Here is a 16,884-nt window from a genome sequence, read left to right as displayed (position 1 = left end):
TTGTTTTATCCACTAATTTATGGAACTGGTAATACGTATGTAATTTTCTATTAAGGCATTTATTATAAATTAATTTACTGATTTTTAGTGAAATACATGTTTTTTTAAAGCTTAAATCAGAATATAAAATAGGTGATTAATATTTATTAATATGAAAAATATCGTTTTATTTCTTTTTATAATACTATTTGTAAATTGTAAATTTTCTGAAAAAGAGAATTTGAATAAAGTATTAAAAAAGGTTTCTTCTCCTACTTTACATATAGAAGAAGCATCAAGATTAGCTTCATTGCCAATACATTGTATTAATGTAGAATATCCTAATAAATTAAATCAAACTATTGGGGGAAATGAAGATTTAAAATCCCCAAAAGAATTACATCCAGCTTTTTATGGTTGTTTTGATTGGCATTCTTCAGTTCATGGTCATTGGAGTTTGGTTTCTTTATTAAAACAATTTCCAGATTTAAAAGAAGCTTCAGAAATTAAACAGAAATTATTAAAAAATATATCTAAAGAAAATATAGAAAAAGAAGTAGCTTATTTTTTCGAAAAATATAATAAAAGTTACGAGCGTACTTATGGCTGGGCTTGGTTATTAAAATTAGCTGAAGAATTACATACTTGGGATAATGAAACAGCACGTCAACTAGAAAAAAACTTACAGCCTTTAACAGATTTAATGGTTCAAAAATATGCAGATTTTTTACCAAAATTAAAATATCCAATTAGAGTAGGAGAGCATACCAATACCGCTTTTGGATTAACTTTTGCTTGGGATTATGCAAATACCGTTGGTGATAATAAGTTAAGAAATTTAATAGAAAAAAGAGCTAAAGAATTTTACTTAAAGGATCAAGGTTGCCCACTTTCTTGGGAGCCAAGTGGATATGATTTTTTATCACCTTGCTTGCAAGAGGCAGCAATTATGAAACGAGTTTTAATGAAAAGTGAATTTAAAAATTGGTTTGAAAATTTTTTACCACAATTAAAAGATGAAAATTTTAAATTTCCTGTTGGGGAGGTTTCTGATAGAACTGATGGTAAATTAGTTCATTTAGATGGTGTTAATTTTTCTAGGGCATGGGCATTAAACAGAATTATTAAGGACATGCCGGAATACAATTATTTAAAAAATATTGCAAATCAACACATAAATTATTCATTGCCAAATGTTGTAGGTGATAGTTATGAAGGTGGTCATTGGTTGGGTAGTTTTGCTATTTATGCATTAAATTCTATAGATAATGATTAAAAAATTATTTCAAAACATAGGTCCAGGAACTCTAATAGCCGCTGCTTTTATAGGTCCAGGAACCGTTACTCTTTGTACACTTGCGGGAGTAAACTTTGGCTTTAATTTATTGTGGGCAATGTTACTTTCTATAATTGCAACCATTGTTTTACAAGAAATGGCTGCACGATTAGGAATCATTTCTCAAAAAGGATTATCAGAAGTTATCAGAGAAGAAATTAAAATCCCTTTTTTAAAATGGTTTGTGACGATTTTAATTTTATCAGCAATTGTTGTAGGAAATGCTTCTTATGAAGCAGGAAATATAAGTGGAGCAATTTTAGGATTAGAAACAATTTTCGGAAAATTAATTTTAAATATTGATAGTTTATCTATCAATTTAATGAGTTTAGTTATTGGAGTTATCGCATTTATATTGCTCTATATTGGAAATTATAAATTTTTAGAAAAAGCATTAGTAACTTTAGTTTTAGTAATGAGTGTTTCATTTTTAATAACGGCAATTGTTACAAAGCCAAATGTCTTGGAACTATTAAAAGGGATGCTTATTCCTAGATTCCCAGAGAAAAGTTTGCTAACTATTATTGGTTTAATTGGCACAACTGTAGTGCCCTATAATTTATTTTTACATGCTTCTTTAGTTAAAGAACGTTGGAATAAAACTGAAGATTTAAAACTAGCGAGAAAAGACACAATTATTTCTATTATTTTAGGAGGGTTGGTTTCAATGGCAATTATTGTTTCTGCTGCTGCAGTTCCGTTTAAAGATATTTCTAACGCTGCAGATTTAGCAGAAGGATTAGCACCTTTATATGGTGAATTTGCTAAGTATTTTTTAGCATTGGGTTTATTTGCAGCAGGAATTACATCTGCAATTACAGCACCTTTGGCAGCCGCTTATGTGGCAAGAGGGTGTTTAGGTTGGAAAGGAAATATGAAATCAAAATCATTTAGAATGGTTTGGATTGTTATTTTGTTTTTAGGTGTTTTATTTTCATCCATAGGCATTAAGCCAATTGAAATTATAAAGTTTGCTCAAATTGCAAATGGTATGCTATTGCCTGTTATTGCCGGAATTTTATTGTGGATTATGAATAAGAAAAATATTTTAGGGGATTTTGTAAATACAAAAACACAAAATATTTTAGGTTTTATAATTTTAGCAATTTCTATTTTTTTAGGAGCGAAAGGAATTTTAAAAGTATTTAATTTTATATAAAATGAGAATTGATCTCAATTGTGATGTCGGTGAAGGTTTAAATAATGAGCATTTATTAATGCCTTATATCTCTTCTTGCAATATTGCTTGCGGTGGTCATTTTGGCAATAAAAATACAATAGATGAAACTATTGAGCTTGCGATTCAAAACAATGTTTTAATAGGAGCGCATCCTTCTTTTCCTGATACAGAAAATTTTGGCAGAAAATTAATAAATATTTCTGATGCTGCTTTTAAAGAAAGCATACAAAATCAGTTGAATTTATTTATGAATAGGCTTTCTTTCTTTAATGTGAAATTACATCACATAAAACCCCATGGTGCTCTATATAATGCTATTGCTCTTGATGAAAACTTAGCGATTTTATTTATTGATACCATTAAAAGGTATGCTATTGACGCTTATTTATATGTTCCTTATAGTTCTGTTATTGAAAGAGTTGCCAAAGAAAATAATATAAAAATTAAGTACGAAGCCTTTGCTGATCGAAATTATAATGATGATTTATCATTAGTTTCTAGAGCGTATGAAAATGCATTGATATTAGATAAGGAAAAGGTATTTCAGCATGTTCATAGAATTATAAAAGAAGGTAAAGTAAAAACAATTTCAGGAAAAGAAGTAAAAATAAAAGCAGACACTTTTTGTGTACATGGAGATACTAAAAATGCAATTGAAATTGTAGAATATGTGTCAAAAAAGTTAAAAAATCAGAAAATTATTGTTGGGTAATATGCATATATATAAACCTTTTGGAGCGAAAGCAATTTTGATAGAATGGAAAGCTATCATAGAGGAAGCAACTTTAAAAGATATATTAGAATTTAAGGATAAAATTAACTCTCAAAAAAGCGAATCTTATCTTGACTTTAGTGTTGGGTACAATTCGTTAACCATAATTTTTAAGGATATCATTTTAGACTTTAATCAAGAAGTTGAAAAATTAAAATTAATATATACTTTAAATTCGACGATTAAACCCGTACAAAAGTTTCTATGGGAAATTCCTGTTTGTTATGATTTGGAATTTGGAATTGATTTAGAAGAAATGTCAAAATCTTTAAATTTAGAGATTTCCGAGATTATTAAAATGCATTCAGAAGGTATTTATACGGTCTTTTTTATTGGATTTTTACCTGGTTTTCTTTATTTAGGAGGACTAAATTCGAAATTATTTTTTGACAGAAAACCAAATCCAAGATTAAATGTTGAGGTAGGTTCTGTTGGAATAGGAGGCGAACAAACAGGAGTCTATCCTGTGAATTCTGCCGGTGGTTGGAATATTATAGGAAAAGCTCCAATTAGTTTTTTCGATTTGGAAGCAAGCAATCCCTGCTTTGCAAAATCAGGAGATCAAATAAAGTTTAGTGCAATTACTAAAAAAGAATTTTTAGAACTCGAAAACGTAGTATCAAAAAAAACATATCAACTTTTTAAAACTGTAATTAATGATTAAAGTTTTAAAATCAGGATTTTACACAACCATTCAAGATAAAGGAAGGGTTGGTTTTGCTTCTTTAGGCGTTCCGGTTTCTGGTGCTATGGATTCGTATTCATCAGACTTAGCGAATCTTATTTTAAACAATTCTTTAGATTGTGCACTTCTAGAAATTACTTTAGGAGGCTGTAAATTTCAGTTTTTATCAGAAACCAAGATGTGTATTTCTGGAGGAGATTTTTCACCAACAATCAACAGCCAGCCGATTTTATTAAATTCTAAAATCAGTATTCAAAAAAACGATATTTTATCCTTTGGAAAAGTGAATTTTGGAGTTCGCTGTTATGCAGCTGTTAAAGGAGGAATCCTATCAGATATAAAGTTAGGTAGTAGAAGTTTGTTTAAAAATATTACGAGTAATTTTCTCTTAAAATCAGGAGATTACTTGCCCATTTCTAATCTGAAAATAGATCTAGAAACCTCAAGAACTTTGGTAAAGGTGAACAAAAATCATTTCGAATCTAAAGTTATTGAATGTTTTAGAGGACCTGAATTTAATACATTAGATATTCATCAACGGAAAATACTTTTTGAAACTGAATTTAGTATTTCAAAAGATATAAATAGAATGGGATACAAGCTAAATGAAATTTTAGAAAATAATATTCCTTCAATTTTAACCACAGCAGTGCTGCCTGGAACTGTACAGTTAACACCTTCAGGGAAATTAATTGTATTAATGAGAGATTGTCAAGTTACAGGTGGTTATCCAAGAGTTTTACAAGTATCCGAAGCAAGTATAAATAGATTGTCTCAGAAAATGACAGCAGACAAAATTCAGTTTGTGTTACAATAAAAAAGCACCTCAGTTGAGGTGCTTTATATATTTTAAAATAAGAGTTTAGATATTCTTCTCTATTTCAATTTTCACCATTTTACTTTTTTCTTCTTTAGAAGCATCCATTTTAAAGTGAGGTTTTCCATGAACACCTTCACCTTTTAAAGCAGCTACTTTTGCTTCAACTTCCTCTAAAGTTCCTTTAATAACTTCTTCTTTGGTTTTTTCAACACCATTTTCAACATATACCGTTGTTATGGTAGCTTTCGCCATTTCATCAGTATTTTTAAGGACAATTTCTTTTGTGATTTCTTTGCTTGAATGATTATTATCTGCATGACCTCCTAAAATAGGAGCAATCACTAATCCAATTAAACAAGTTAATTTAATTAAAATATTCATTGATGGTCCAGAAGTATCTTTAAATGGATCTCCAACAGTATCACCAGTTACAGCTGCTTTATGAGCTTCAGAACCTTTATACGTCATTTCACCGTTAATAACAACTCCAGCTTCGAAAGATTTCTTAGCATTATCCCAAGCTCCACCAGCATTGTTCTGGAAGATTGCCCAAAGTACACCAGAAACTGTTACACCAGCCATATAACCACCTAACATTTCTGCAATTGCTAAATTATCCATTCCAAAAATCATTGGAACAAAAGCAATAATTAATGGAAAACCAATTGTTAATAAACCTGGTAACATCATTTCTTTTAAAGAAGCTTCCGTAGAGATTGCTACACATTTGTCATATTCAGGTTTTCCTGTTCCTTCCATAATTCCTGGAATCTCTCTAAATTGACGGCGAACTTCTTGCACCATTTCCATAGCAGCTTTACCAACAGCGTTCATTGCCAAAGCAGAAAACACTACAGGAACCATTCCACCAACAAATAGCATTGCTAAAACGGGTGCCTTAAAAATATTAATTCCGTCAATTCCTGTAAAAGTTACATAAGCAGCAAAAAGTGCTAATGATGTTAACGCAGCAGAAGCAATGGCAAAACCTTTACCAGTTGCCGCAGTTGTATTACCAACAGCATCTAAAATATCTGTTCTTTCTCTAACTATTGGTTCTTGTTCACTCATTTCTGCAATACCACCTGCATTATCAGAAATTGGTCCAAAAGCATCAATTGCTAATTGCATAGCAGTTGTTGCCATCATTGCAGATGCCGCTAAAGCAACACCATAAAATCCTGCGAAAGCATAAGAGGTCCATATTGCACCAGCAAATAATAATACTGATGGAAACGTAGAAATCATACCTGTTGCTAAACCTGCAATAATATTTGTTCCTGCTCCTGTAGACGATTGTTGTACAATTTTTAAGATTGGAGGTTTTCCTAATCCTGTGTAATATTCAGTTACAGATGAAATTACAGCTCCAACAACTAATCCAACTAAAGTTGCATAAAATACTCTCATCGAAGAGATTTCTTGCAAACCTTCGCCAAAGAACTCCATTTGCATGTTTTCTGGTAACATCCATTTACATAATACATAACAAGCAATTGCTACTAAACCAATAGAAACCCAGTTCCCTAAGTTTAAGGCTGTCATAACTTGTGATTCTTTAGCGTCGTTACTTTTTATTTTAACAAGCATTGTACCTATAATAGAAATAATAATTCCGATCCCGGCAATAGACATTGGTAATAAAATTGGACCAATTCCGCCAAAAGCATCAGAAATACTTCCGCCCATATCTTTAATTACGTAGTTACCTAGAACCATTGCTGCTAAAACTGTAGCAACATACGATCCAAATAAATCAGCTCCCATACCAGCAACATCACCAACATTATCACCAACATTATCTGCAATAGTTGCAGGATTACGAGGATCATCTTCTGGAATACCAGCTTCTACTTTACCAACTAAATCAGCTCCAACATCTGCTGCTTTTGTATAGATTCCTCCACCAACTCTTGCAAATAAAGCAATTGATTCTGCTCCTAAAGAAAATCCAGCTAATGTTTCTAAAACGATCGTCATTTTGTCTACAGAAAAAACTCCTTCTGCACCACCCATAAAGTAGTTATAGAAAATAATAAAAAATATTGTCAAACCTAAAACGGCTAAACCAGCAACTCCAAGACCCATTACGGTTCCGCCACCAAAAGATACTTTTAAAGCATTTGGTAAGCTCGTTTTTGCAGCCTGAGTTGTTCTAACGTTTGTTTTGGTAGCTATTCTCATTCCTATATTTCCTGCGAAAGCAGAAAAAACAGCTCCGAATATAAAAGCAACTACAATTAAAATATGAGTTGTAGGTACAATAAAGGATACTGCGGCTAAAGCAACACTTACGATAACAACAAAGATTGCTAAAAGTTTATATTCTGCACTTAAAAAAGCTAAAGCTCCTTCATAAATGTAATCAGAAATTTCTTTCATTTTACCATCTCCTGCATCTTGCTTTAATACCCAAGATCTCTTAACCCACATATAGATTAAGCCTAAAATTGCCATTACAATTGGCATGTAAATCATCATTGATTCCATAAATAATATTTATTTTGATTAGTTTAAAACGGGGGTAAAAGTAATAAATTCATAATGAAATAAAAAACCTCTTAAAAAGTTAATTTTAAGAGGTTGATAAAATATTGTTATTCTTTCTGCTAAATTTTAAATTTATCGGTCTTTTTGTAATCACTCTTGTGATATCTTTTTACAGATTCATGATAAATTTTTAATGCTTCTGTTGCATCTCCCCAGCCACCAACATCAACTTTTTTCTTTTCTAAATCTTTATACACTTTAAAAAAGTGTTCTATTTCTTTTAATCGATGAGGATTTAGGTCAAAAATATCTTTTTTGCCATTCCAAATAGGATCAGAAACAGGAACACAAATAATTTTTTCATCTGGTCCTTTTTCATCTGTCATATGAAATACACCAATTGGTTTTACTTGCATTACGCACATTGGGAACGTTGGCTCATGTCCTAAAACTAAAACGTCTAAAGGATCATCATCTAGGGCCAAAGTTTCTGGCACAAAGCCGTAATCTGCAGGATACATCATTGAAGAAAATAGCATTCTATCAAAACGGATTTTATGCAAGTCAAAATCGTACTCATATTTATTTCTGCTCCCTTTCGGTATTTCTATTAAAACATCAAAAGTAGTTTCGTCTTCTCTTACCATTTACTTATTATTTCATATTTAGACCGCAAAAATACTGAATTAATGAGTTTTTATAAGAATAATTTACGGAAACCTTTTCGACTTTAACCGAATTGATCATAAATAAAAGGGTGGTTAAATCGAAGATTCGTTTTACAATTCGGCTATAAAGTTTTTTATCTTTTAAAAAGAAAGTATTTATTCTTTAGTTTGATTGCCTAGAAATTAAATCTTAAGCCTGCTGTTGCAACAAATTTTCTTGCATTTGTATTCTCTAAATAATGCTCTAATAGAATGATTTTTTTTATTTATAAGCCATTTTGTTTGATATCCATAGTTAAATTATTCGTCCTTTAAACCATAGGCAGTTTAAGTTTTAATCTAAATAAGTCATTAATTGTTTTAAATGTTCTACCACCAACTCGAATTATTAATCCTTCGACATCGTTATACTAAAAAGCAGAAAAAATTGGGCCATAATCTAAATTTAGTTTGCCAATTTCAAAATATACTGATTACAGTGTTTCTGCTATTTTAAACTAGAATATTATCGAAAATAACACCCTTAACAACAATACATCAATAAGTTTATTTTAATAGAAATATAAACAATATTAAAATTAGTATAATTTAAAATGCACAACGGGTTATTTCTATTTCATTCCATAATTTTAGAGACTCAATATAAAACGTACCATCTTCATTTCTAACAGCACCTTACGTCGAGCCTTTAAATTGAGCGCTACAATAAGGGATTGGCTCCTTGTTTTTATCAGTAATTATAACGCTAATTTTTGTTTGCCATAAAGAAATACAGGAAGTAAGTATTTAAAAAAATGTTATTATTTTGTTCATGTAACTATGACGTACTAAGTAAGATTATTTAACAAAATCACTCCTCTTTTTTGAAAGAGAAAATCCTTTTTGAAATTCATCAAAAAGGATTTTTTATTATTAAAAAGAGCGTTTACTTATTTTTTTAAGTACAACACGTCTTTTACAGCTTTAATTACGTCTTTATAATTAGGTATCCATTTCTCTAATAAAACTGGAGAATACGGGGCTGGAGTATCCGCGGTTGTAATCCTTTTTACAGGCGCATCTAAATAATCGAATGCTTCTTCTTGAATTCTGTAAGTAATTTCAGTAGCAACACTTCCAAAAGGCCATGATTCTTCTAAAACCACTAATCTATTTGTTTTCTTTACAGATTTAACAATTGCTGCATGATCCATAGGTCTAACAGTTCTTAAATCGATAATTTCTACAGAAATATTTTCTTTTGCTAATTCCTCAGCAGCTTTATATGCTTCTTTAATAATTTTTCCAAAAGAAACAATAGTTACATCTGTGCCTTCTCTTTTAATTTCAGCAACACCAATTGGGATAATATATTCTCCTTCAGGAATTTCCATTTTATCTCCATACATTTGCTCAGATTCCATAAAAATAACTGGATCATCATCTCTAATGGCAGCTTTTAATAAACCTTTTGCATCATAAGGATTAGATGGCACAATTACTTTTAAACCAGGTGTGTTTGCAAACCAGCTTTCAAATGCTTGCGAGTGTGTTGCGCCTAATTGACCAGCAGAACCTGTTGGTCCTCTAAAAACGATAGGGCAATTGAATTGACCACCAGACATTTGTCTAATTTTAGCAGCATTATTTATAATTTGATCAATACCAACCAACGAAAAGTTAAAGGTCATATATTCAACAATTGGTCTATTGCCATTCATAGCAGAACCAATTGCAATACCGGCAAAACCAAGTTCTGCAATAGGAGTATCGATTACTCTTTTTGCGCCAAACTCATCTAACATTCCTTTACTAGCTTTGTAAGCACCATTATATTCGGCAACTTCTTCACCCATTAAATAAACGCTTTCATCTCTACGCATTTCTTCGCTCATTGCTTCGCAAATTGCCTCTCTGAATTGAACTGTTTTCATGTATTGTTTAATCTAAATTTGTTATTTTGATATGCAAAAGTAAGGAATTTATGAGTAAAAAAAATGTACTTTTATATCAAAATTAGAGAAGTTTTTATTTTGAACATATTTCCTTGCTTGGTTAGTCCTAAAGAAATATTTTTTACTGAATACATACTTACAAATACACTTTTTGTTTTAAAATATTTAGAGAGAATAGAAATAATATCAAGCTATGTTTCAGCCTGTATCTACACGATCTTTGTTATTTCGGTTTTCTTTTTTTATCAGAAATTAAATTTTTTTAAATAATTTAAAAAAATGAACTTTATTCGCTTAGGATTTTCTTTGATATTTTTTAATTTACTAATAGTTATTAATCTAAACATAGTTGTTTAAAACTAAATTCCTATAGATGGTCTGCTTTAGAAGTTCTTATAAAAAGTATTTTGGAAATAAATTATCCTTATGCAGTTTTAGATAATTTAGGCAATACTACCTCTAATTTTCCTGGTTTGTTTTACTTAGGAACCCCTTTTTATCTGCGGGGCGATGTTGGCTTTTTACAACCTTTTGACTTTCTGTTTTTTTATTATTTGTTATTTTTTCAAAAATTAAAAACCATGAGAAAGTTTTTCTAATGTTGTTGATACTTTTAGCGCCATCTTATTTTATTTTATGCTTTTTGTAATTCTCATTTCGCCATCTATTTTAATAAGTTTACCGGATATTGATTTCATAAAGAAGCACAATCCTTTTAATGATCAAACAAGTTATGCTCCTAAAATTTTAATAGTTGTATCGTTACTTCTTCCTTTTTTGTGTTCCTTTAAAGTGAAAAAAATTGGAGATATTTTTAGGTTCGCTGCCTATATTTTTTGAGGGTTAATGGTCGTTACTTTTATTTGATATATCCTACTTGTCCATGATAATTCCCTTTATCATTTTCTGTCTTACAGAAAAATTTAAGAATAAAAATGCAATTTTTTTCGATAAATGTTAAATATTTTAAAAAATACTATGCATGCATAGTATTTTTTAAAAAAAAGACGTAATTTCGTACCATAAGAAATGATTAAAAAGAGAATTTATGAAAATATTGGTATGTATTAGTCATGTTCCTGATACCACTTCAAAGATTAATTTTACAGAAAACGATACAAAGTTTGATACAAATGGAGTTCAGTTCGTAATTAATCCTTATGATGAGTTTTGCCTTACAAGAGCAATGTGGTTTAAGGAAAAGCAAGGTGCAAGCGTAACGGTTGTAAATGTAGGAAACGCTTCAACAGAACCAACTTTACGCAAAGCTTTAGCAATAGGTGCAGATGATGCAGTTCGTGTAGATATGGAGGCTACTGATGGTTTGTCTGTTGCAAAACAATTGGCAGAAGTTGTAAAAAGTGGAGGGTACGATTTGGTTTTAGCCGGCAGAGAATCTATAGATTACAATGGCGCAATGGTTCCCGGAATGCTAGCAACTTTACTAGATTTTAATTTTGTAAATGGTTGCATAGGAATTGAGGTTGACGGAAATTCAGTTTCTTTATCTCGAGAAATTGATGGTGGAAATGAGTCTTTAACTACTTCTTTACCATTAGTTGTGGCAGGTCAAAAAGGAATTGTCGAAGAAAAAGATTTAAGGATACCAAATATGCGTGGAATTATGATGGCTCGTAAAAAACCTTTAAATGTTGTTGAACAAATTGCTTCGGATAATGCAACTTCAATCGAATCATTTGAAAAACCAGCTCCAAAAGGAACTGTAAAATTAATAGATGCAGATAATGTAGATGAGTTGATAAACTTGTTGCATAACGAAGCTAAGGTAATATAACCAGAGAATTATTAAAATGTTTAACCCTGCAGTTGTTAGAGCTCTTCTCGTCAATTAAAAAGTTAAACTTTTAAACAGTTACACAATAAAAAATAAAAGATATGTCAGTATTAGTTTTTGCAGATTCAGCAGAAGGAAAATTCAAAAAGAGCGCTTTTGAAGTGGTTTCTTTTGGGAAAAAAGTTGCTGAACAATTAGGAATCAATTTAGTTGTTTTAACAATAAATGCGAATAAAAATGAAGAGTTATATGTTTATGGAGCAGAGAAAGTAATTGCTGTTACAAACAATTCTTTAACAATTTTTAATGCCAAAGCATATGCATCAGTTATAAATCAAGTTGCTGCTGCACAAGATTCGTCCGTAGTAATTTTAGATTCTAGTATTGATGGCTTATTTGTTGCTCCAATGGTTGCCGTTGCTTTAAATGCGGGGTATGCATCTAATGTAGTTGCATTGCCAAGTGCTACAAATCCTTTTACAGTAAAGAGAAAAGCGTTTTCTAGCAAAGCATTTTCAAACACAGTAATTTCTTCGGATAAAAAAGTAATAGGAGTTGCCAAAAATGCATATGGAATTCATGAAAATCCAGTTTCTGGAACAACAGAGAGTTTTGATGCTTCAATTTCTGATGCAGATTTAAGCGTAAAATCTGTAAAAATTGAAAAAATTTCAGGCAAAGTAACCATTGCCGATGCAGATATCGTTGTTTCTGCAGGTAGAGGTTTAAAAGGACCAGAAAATTGGGGAATGATTGAGGAGTTAGCAGGTGTTTTAGGCGCTGCAACTGCTTGTTCTAAGCCAGTTTCCGATTTAGGATGGCGTCCTCACGGAGAGCACGTTGGGCAAACAGGAAAACCAGTGGCTTCGAACTTATATATTGCAATCGGAATTTCTGGAGCAATTCAGCATTTAGCTGGAATTAACGCATCAAAAGTAAAAGTAGTTATTAACACTGACCCTGAAGCACCTTTCTTTAAAGCGGCAGATTATGGTATTGTTGGTGATGCTTTTGAGGTAGTTCCTAAACTAATAGAGAAGCTAAAAGCCTTTAAACAAGCTTAATTCAAATATTCAAATAATGTTTCAAAAACCTATCTAGTTTAAAACTTGGTAGGTTTTTACTTTTAATAAAAACTAGAGAAATAAAAGTTTTCAATCTATTATTTTTATTAAATTGTGCCCTTGATCAAGAATATCAAAATATATAATTTTTTTCATTTTTAGAAACCAAGCAATCTTTAAACTAGAGATTATTTAGATTTGGTTTAGAATGATACTATTCAATTTTAAATATTCGTACTTTTTTTTGTAGAGAGATATATGAGTTTAATACCACTTACCATAAAAGGAATTTCTTACAGTCAAACACAAAGCGGTGCCTATGCATTAGTTTTGAGTGAGATGGAAGGAACAAGAACCTTACCCATTATAATTGGAGCTTTTGAGGCACAATCTATTGCAATTGCTTTAGAAACAGAAATTAGACCTCCAAGACCCTTAACCCATGATTTATTTAAAACGTTTTCTGATACTTTTGATATCAATATAAAAGAAGTAATTATTCACAAATTGGTGGATGGTGTTTTCTTCTCTAGTCTAATTTGCGAAAGAGAAGGTAAAGAAGAGGTTATTGATACAAGAACTTCGGATGCAATTGCAATTGCAGTTCGTTTTAACGCGCCAATTTATACGTACGAAAACATTTTAGATAAAGCAGGTATTTATTTAAAAGTGGAGGAGGAAATGGCATTTGAAAATAAACAAGAGGCCACAGAAGTTACTATAAAACTAGATGAAGTTCTTAAAAATGATACTAAAAATAAATTTTCTAGCTTAACTTTAAAAGAGTTAAACTTACAATTAAACAATGCGGTTACTGATGAAAATTATGAACTTGCTGCAAAAATTAGAGACGAAATTAGCAATCGTTCTTAAAATTCTTATCATATGAAAAAACTTTTTATACTTCTATTCTCTATCGTTTCATTAGTCTCATATTCTCAAGAAATAGAAAAAGATTGGAGCTTTTCATCCATCAAAAAAAATGACGGAAAAGAATTTATTAAAACAGATTCTACTGATGTTTTTAATCTAAAGGATGGCAAATTTACCTATTCTTTAAAAGGAAAAGACAATTTAAAAGCTTCTGGAAATTATATTCATCAGAATAATTTATTGATTTTTAACTTTAAGGAGCCAAAAGACACCGTTCGCTATTTTAACATTGTGTCTTTTAACAGCGCAAATTTAGTACTTTCTGAGAATGATGTAATTTATAATTTATCATCAAAAGGACTTGCAAATATCGCAAATACTCAAGTCGAAGCTAATTTGATTGCAGATGATGCGTCAGCTTCCGAAGAAAAATCATCGGTTATTTTACCAAGTCAGGGGTTTTCTATAAATACTTTGTGGCGTGGCGTTTTAGGAATGATTTCTCTAATACTAATTGCGTTTTTATTTAGTTCAAACAGAAAAGCAATTGATTGGAAAAAAGCAGGAATTGGTTTGGCTTTGCAGTTAATAATTGCAATCGGAGTTTTAAAAGTAACATTTATTCAAAAAGCATTCGAATTAATTGGAAAGCTTTTTATTGAAATTTTAGAATATACAAAAGCAGGAAGTAAGTTTTTGTTTGATGGGTTAATTGCAGACATGGATACTTTTGGATACATTTTTGCTTTTCAAGTTTTACCAACAATTATCTTCTTTTCGGCTTTAACATCCTTATTATTTTACTTAGGAATTATCCAAAAAGTTGTAAAAGTATTAGCAATTGTTTTATCTAAATTTTTAGGAATTTCTGGTATGGAAAGTTTATCTGTTGCAGGTAATATTTTCTTAGGTCAAACGGAAGCACCACTTTTGATAAAAGCGTATTTAGAGAAAATGAATAAGTCAGAAATGTTGTTGGTAATGATTGGAGGAATGGCAACAGTTGCTGGTGCAGTTTTAGCCGCATATATTGGGTTTTTAGGCGGTGGAGATAAAGAATTAGAACTAGTTTTTGCCAAGCATTTATTGGCAGCTTCTGTAATGGCAGCTCCGGGAGCAATCGTTATTTCTAAAATTTTATATCCTCAAACAGAAAAAGTAAATACAGATGTAACGGTTTCTCAAGAAAAAATAGGATCTAATCTTTTAGATGCAATTGCAAACGGAACAACAGAAGGGTTGCGTTTAGCAGTAAATGTAGGCGCAATGTTGTTGGTTTTTGTGGCGATAATAGCCATGTTAAATGGTGGTTTAGGTTTAATAGGTAATCTTACTTCTTTAAATGAAATTATTGCAGCAAATACAGCTTATAACAAACTTTCTATAGAATTTATTTTAGGGTATCTTTTTGCACCATTAATGTGGTTAATTGGCGTTCCTTCTATAGATATGACTTTGATGGGGCAGTTATTAGGAATTAAATTAGCAGCTAGTGAATTTATAGGATATATTCAATTATCAGAGTTAAAGGATGCAACGAACAGCATTCATTTAACTTACGAGAAATCGGTTATAATGGCTACCTATATGTTATGCGGATTTGCAAATTTTGCGTCTATAGGAATTCAAATAGGAGGGATTGGTTCGTTAGCGCCAGGACAGAGAAAAACCTTATCAGAATTTGGTTTAAAAGCGCTTATTGGAGGTACAATTGCATCTTTAATGTCTGCAACGATTGCAGGAATGATAATCGGATAATTGGGTGTACTTGTTTAAACGGTTGAATAATTCACAAATAAAAAGTTAAACGCATACAAATTAGCATGAAACAATACCACGATTTAGTAAAACACGTTTTAGAAAACGGAAATGAAAAGGGAGATAGAACGGGCACAGGAACAAAAAGTGTTTTTGGGTATCAAATGCGTTTTGATCTAAGTGAAGGTTTCCCGATGGTAACTACTAAAAAGTTGCATTTAAAATCGATTATTTACGAACTACTTTGGTTTATAAAAGGAGATACAAATATTAAATATTTACAAGATAATGGTGTAAAAATCTGGAATTCTTGGGCAGATGAAAACGGAGATCTAGGTCCTGTTTATGGGCATCAATGGCGCAATTGGAACAGTGATGATATTGATCAGTTGCAAGAAGTGATAGATACTTTAAAAAAGAATCCTAACTCTAGACGAATGATGGTAGCTGCATGGAACCCTTCAGTAATGCCAGATACTTCCGTAAGTTTTTCAGAAAATGTAGCTAATGGTAAGGCAGCTTTACCGCCTTGCCATGCATTTTTTCAATTTTATGTTGCAGACGGTAAACTATCTTGTCAGTTATACCAAAGAAGTGCAGATATCTTTTTAGGGGTTCCCTTTAATATTGCTTCTTATGCATTATTTACCATGATGATTGCACAAGTTTGTGGTTATGAACCAGGTGAATTTATTCATACTTTTGGAGATGCACATATTTATAATAACCACAAGGAGCAGTTAGAATTGCAGCTATCTAGAAATGCAAGACCTTTACCAAAAATAAAAATAAATTCAGCTATAAAAAATATCGAAGATTTTAAGTTCGAAGATTTTGAGCTGTTAGATTACAATCCGCATCCATCCATAAAAGGAGCAATTTCGGTCTAATAAAAAAGAACTTTCAAATTAATTGGAAGCTCTTTGTTTAGTATAAAATTTATATTATAATTCTAAAACAGCGTTCTCTGAACCTGCATACTCATTCCATGTATAAGAATCTGCTTCTTCATCATTTACAAAAGCGCCATCAACTAAGTATCTAAATTCATAAGATTTTTTAGATTCTAAGTTAACAGTACCTTTAAATGTTCCGTTTTTTAATTTTTTAAGCAGTGTTGCTTTATCATTCCATTCATTAAAACTTCCTACTACTGCAACACTTTTAGCTTCTTCAGCAGCTAAAATAAAAGTTACTTTACAAACTGGTTTGCTTTTCAAAAATTGTTTTTTAATTGCCATAATTTATTAATTGTAAGTTCGTTAGTAAAAATATAGAACAATTTATGGTTGGCAAACAATATTCAATTGTATTGATGAAGAATTATTATATTGACAATTTAATACGAGTAAATATTCTATTTTCTTAGTAAAGCAAATTTAAAATTATTGGATAACCAAAATGATAAAGGTTTCTTTTTACTTGATTTTCAGATATTTTATCCCGAAAAGGTATTCATTAAACCTATTTTTTAGACTAAAAAGTGTCAAAAACATCAAATCTCAAAACATTTGACTTATTTTTGTATTA

14 protein-coding genes are annotated in these 16,884 nt (G+C 30.9%); 10 read left to right on the top strand and 4 right to left on the bottom strand.

All coding sequences use genetic code 11. The annotated features are described in order from the left end of the window. Positions 1-151 precede the first annotated feature (151 nt). From BST83_RS13175 to BST83_RS13155, 5 genes are read left to right on the top strand one after another with little or no spacing between them, the layout of a single operon-like run. On the top strand, positions 152-1,255 hold the full coding sequence (locus tag BST83_RS13175) for a DUF2891 domain-containing protein (RefSeq protein WP_104810189.1): 1,104 nt from the start codon (positions 152-154) through the stop codon (positions 1,253-1,255). Beyond that, the gene (locus BST83_RS13170; RefSeq protein WP_104810188.1) at positions 1,248-2,474 is read left to right on the top strand and encodes an Nramp family divalent metal transporter; all 1,227 of its coding nucleotides are present in this window, start codon (positions 1,248-1,250) and stop codon (positions 2,472-2,474) included. The genes BST83_RS13175 and BST83_RS13170 overlap by 8 nt, the downstream gene beginning before the upstream one ends. A 1-nt stretch (position 2,475) precedes the next feature. After that, the gene (gene pxpA / locus BST83_RS13165) at positions 2,476-3,207 is read left to right on the top strand and encodes a 5-oxoprolinase subunit PxpA (RefSeq protein ID WP_104810187.1); all 732 of its coding nucleotides are present in this window, start codon (positions 2,476-2,478) and stop codon (positions 3,205-3,207) included. A gap of 1 nt (position 3,208) precedes the next feature. Further along, a complete protein-coding gene (gene pxpB, locus BST83_RS13160) occupies positions 3,209-3,931 on the top strand; it encodes a 5-oxoprolinase subunit PxpB (RefSeq protein ID WP_104810186.1) in 723 nt (240 codons plus the stop codon). After that, positions 3,924-4,769 carry a 5-oxoprolinase subunit C family protein gene (locus BST83_RS13155; protein ID WP_104810185.1) on the top strand — a complete coding sequence of 282 codons (846 nt, stop codon included), beginning with the start codon at positions 3,924-3,926 and terminating at the stop codon, positions 4,767-4,769. Before pxpB ends, BST83_RS13155 begins: the two co-directional genes overlap by 8 nt. A 45-nt stretch (positions 4,770-4,814) precedes the next feature. On the opposite strand, the gene BST83_RS13150 is transcribed toward BST83_RS13155, so the two are convergent. The 3 genes from BST83_RS13150 to BST83_RS13140 all read right to left on the bottom strand — a co-directional run bounded on the left by BST83_RS13150 (position 4,815) and on the right by BST83_RS13140 (position 9,843). Further along, complete coding sequence (locus BST83_RS13150; RefSeq protein WP_104810184.1) at positions 4,815-7,262, bottom strand: sodium-translocating pyrophosphatase; 2,448 nt, start codon at positions 7,260-7,262, stop codon at positions 4,815-4,817. A gap of 119 nt (positions 7,263-7,381) precedes the next feature. Beyond that, positions 7,382-7,909: an inorganic diphosphatase gene (locus BST83_RS13145; protein ID WP_104810183.1), complete on the bottom strand. Its 528-nt coding sequence runs from the start codon at positions 7,907-7,909 to the stop codon at positions 7,382-7,384. 950 nt (positions 7,910-8,859) lie between these two features. Then, a complete protein-coding gene (locus BST83_RS13140) occupies positions 8,860-9,843 on the bottom strand; it encodes a pyruvate dehydrogenase complex E1 component subunit beta (protein ID WP_104810182.1) in 984 nt (327 codons plus the stop codon). Positions 9,844-10,912: 1,069 nt separating this feature from the next. On the opposite strand from BST83_RS13140, the gene BST83_RS13125 reads away from it, so the two are divergent. From BST83_RS13125 to BST83_RS13105, 5 genes are all read left to right on the top strand, one after another. Then, positions 10,913-11,659 (top strand): electron transfer flavoprotein subunit beta/FixA family protein, encoded by a 747-nt coding sequence (locus BST83_RS13125; RefSeq protein WP_104810179.1) that lies wholly within the window; start codon positions 10,913-10,915, stop codon positions 11,657-11,659. 101 nt (positions 11,660-11,760) lie between these two features. Continuing rightward, the gene (locus BST83_RS13120; protein ID WP_104810178.1) at positions 11,761-12,723 is read left to right on the top strand and encodes an electron transfer flavoprotein subunit alpha/FixB family protein; all 963 of its coding nucleotides are present in this window, start codon (positions 11,761-11,763) and stop codon (positions 12,721-12,723) included. A 258-nt stretch (positions 12,724-12,981) separates the two neighbouring features. Next, positions 12,982-13,596 carry a bifunctional nuclease family protein gene (locus tag BST83_RS13115; protein WP_104810177.1) on the top strand — a complete coding sequence of 205 codons (615 nt, stop codon included), beginning with the start codon at positions 12,982-12,984 and terminating at the stop codon, positions 13,594-13,596. Between the two features lie 12 nt (positions 13,597-13,608). Then, on the top strand, positions 13,609-15,354 hold the full coding sequence (locus tag BST83_RS13110) for a NupC/NupG family nucleoside CNT transporter (RefSeq protein ID WP_104810176.1): 1,746 nt from the start codon (positions 13,609-13,611) through the stop codon (positions 15,352-15,354). 65 nt (positions 15,355-15,419) lie between these two features. Next, positions 15,420-16,244, top strand: a complete 825-nt coding sequence (locus tag BST83_RS13105) for a thymidylate synthase (protein WP_104810175.1) — start codon at positions 15,420-15,422, stop codon at positions 16,242-16,244. A 54-nt stretch (positions 16,245-16,298) separates the two neighbouring features. Here BST83_RS13105 and BST83_RS13100 read toward each other — a convergent pair whose 3' ends face one another. After that, entirely contained in the window at positions 16,299-16,595 is a 297-nt protein-coding gene (locus BST83_RS13100) for an isoamylase early set domain-containing protein (RefSeq protein WP_104810174.1), read from the bottom strand. Between the last annotated feature and the right edge of the window lie 289 nt (positions 16,596-16,884).

Source organism: Polaribacter filamentus, assembly GCF_002943715.1.
Lineage (GTDB): Bacteria > Bacteroidota > Bacteroidia > Flavobacteriales > Flavobacteriaceae > Polaribacter > Polaribacter filamentus.
Note: the sequence above shows the minus strand (reverse complement) of the source record. Positions and strands in the feature narration are given on the sequence as shown.

Bases quoted from the DNA above. Each gene is read 5' to 3' on its own strand.
- BST83_RS13120 (WP_104810178.1), top strand. From the start codon at position 11,761: ATGTCAGTATTAGTTTTTGCAGATTCAGCAGAAGGAAAATTCAAAAAG.
- BST83_RS13175 (WP_104810189.1), top strand. From the start codon at position 152: ATGAAAAATATCGTTTTATTTCTTTTTATAATACTATTTGTAAATTGT.
- BST83_RS13100 (WP_104810174.1), bottom strand. From the start codon at position 16,595: ATGGCAATTAAAAAACAATTTTTGAAAAGCAAACCAGTTTGTAAAGTA.
- pxpB (WP_104810186.1), top strand. From the start codon at position 3,209: ATGCATATATATAAACCTTTTGGAGCGAAAGCAATTTTGATAGAATGG.
- BST83_RS13125 (WP_104810179.1), top strand. From the start codon at position 10,913: ATGAAAATATTGGTATGTATTAGTCATGTTCCTGATACCACTTCAAAG.
- BST83_RS13140 (WP_104810182.1), bottom strand. From the start codon at position 9,843: ATGAAAACAGTTCAATTCAGAGAGGCAATTTGCGAAGCAATGAGCGAA.
- pxpA (WP_104810187.1), top strand. From the start codon at position 2,476: ATGAGAATTGATCTCAATTGTGATGTCGGTGAAGGTTTAAATAATGAG.
- BST83_RS13110 (WP_104810176.1), top strand. From the start codon at position 13,609: ATGAAAAAACTTTTTATACTTCTATTCTCTATCGTTTCATTAGTCTCA.
- BST83_RS13105 (WP_104810175.1), top strand. From the start codon at position 15,420: ATGAAACAATACCACGATTTAGTAAAACACGTTTTAGAAAACGGAAAT.
- BST83_RS13115 (WP_104810177.1), top strand. From the start codon at position 12,982: ATGAGTTTAATACCACTTACCATAAAAGGAATTTCTTACAGTCAAACA.
- BST83_RS13145 (WP_104810183.1), bottom strand. From the start codon at position 7,909: ATGGTAAGAGAAGACGAAACTACTTTTGATGTTTTAATAGAAATACCG.
- BST83_RS13170 (WP_104810188.1), top strand. From the start codon at position 1,248: ATGATTAAAAAATTATTTCAAAACATAGGTCCAGGAACTCTAATAGCC.
- BST83_RS13155 (WP_104810185.1), top strand. From the start codon at position 3,924: ATGATTAAAGTTTTAAAATCAGGATTTTACACAACCATTCAAGATAAA.
- BST83_RS13150 (WP_104810184.1), bottom strand. From the start codon at position 7,262: ATGGAATCAATGATGATTTACATGCCAATTGTAATGGCAATTTTAGGC.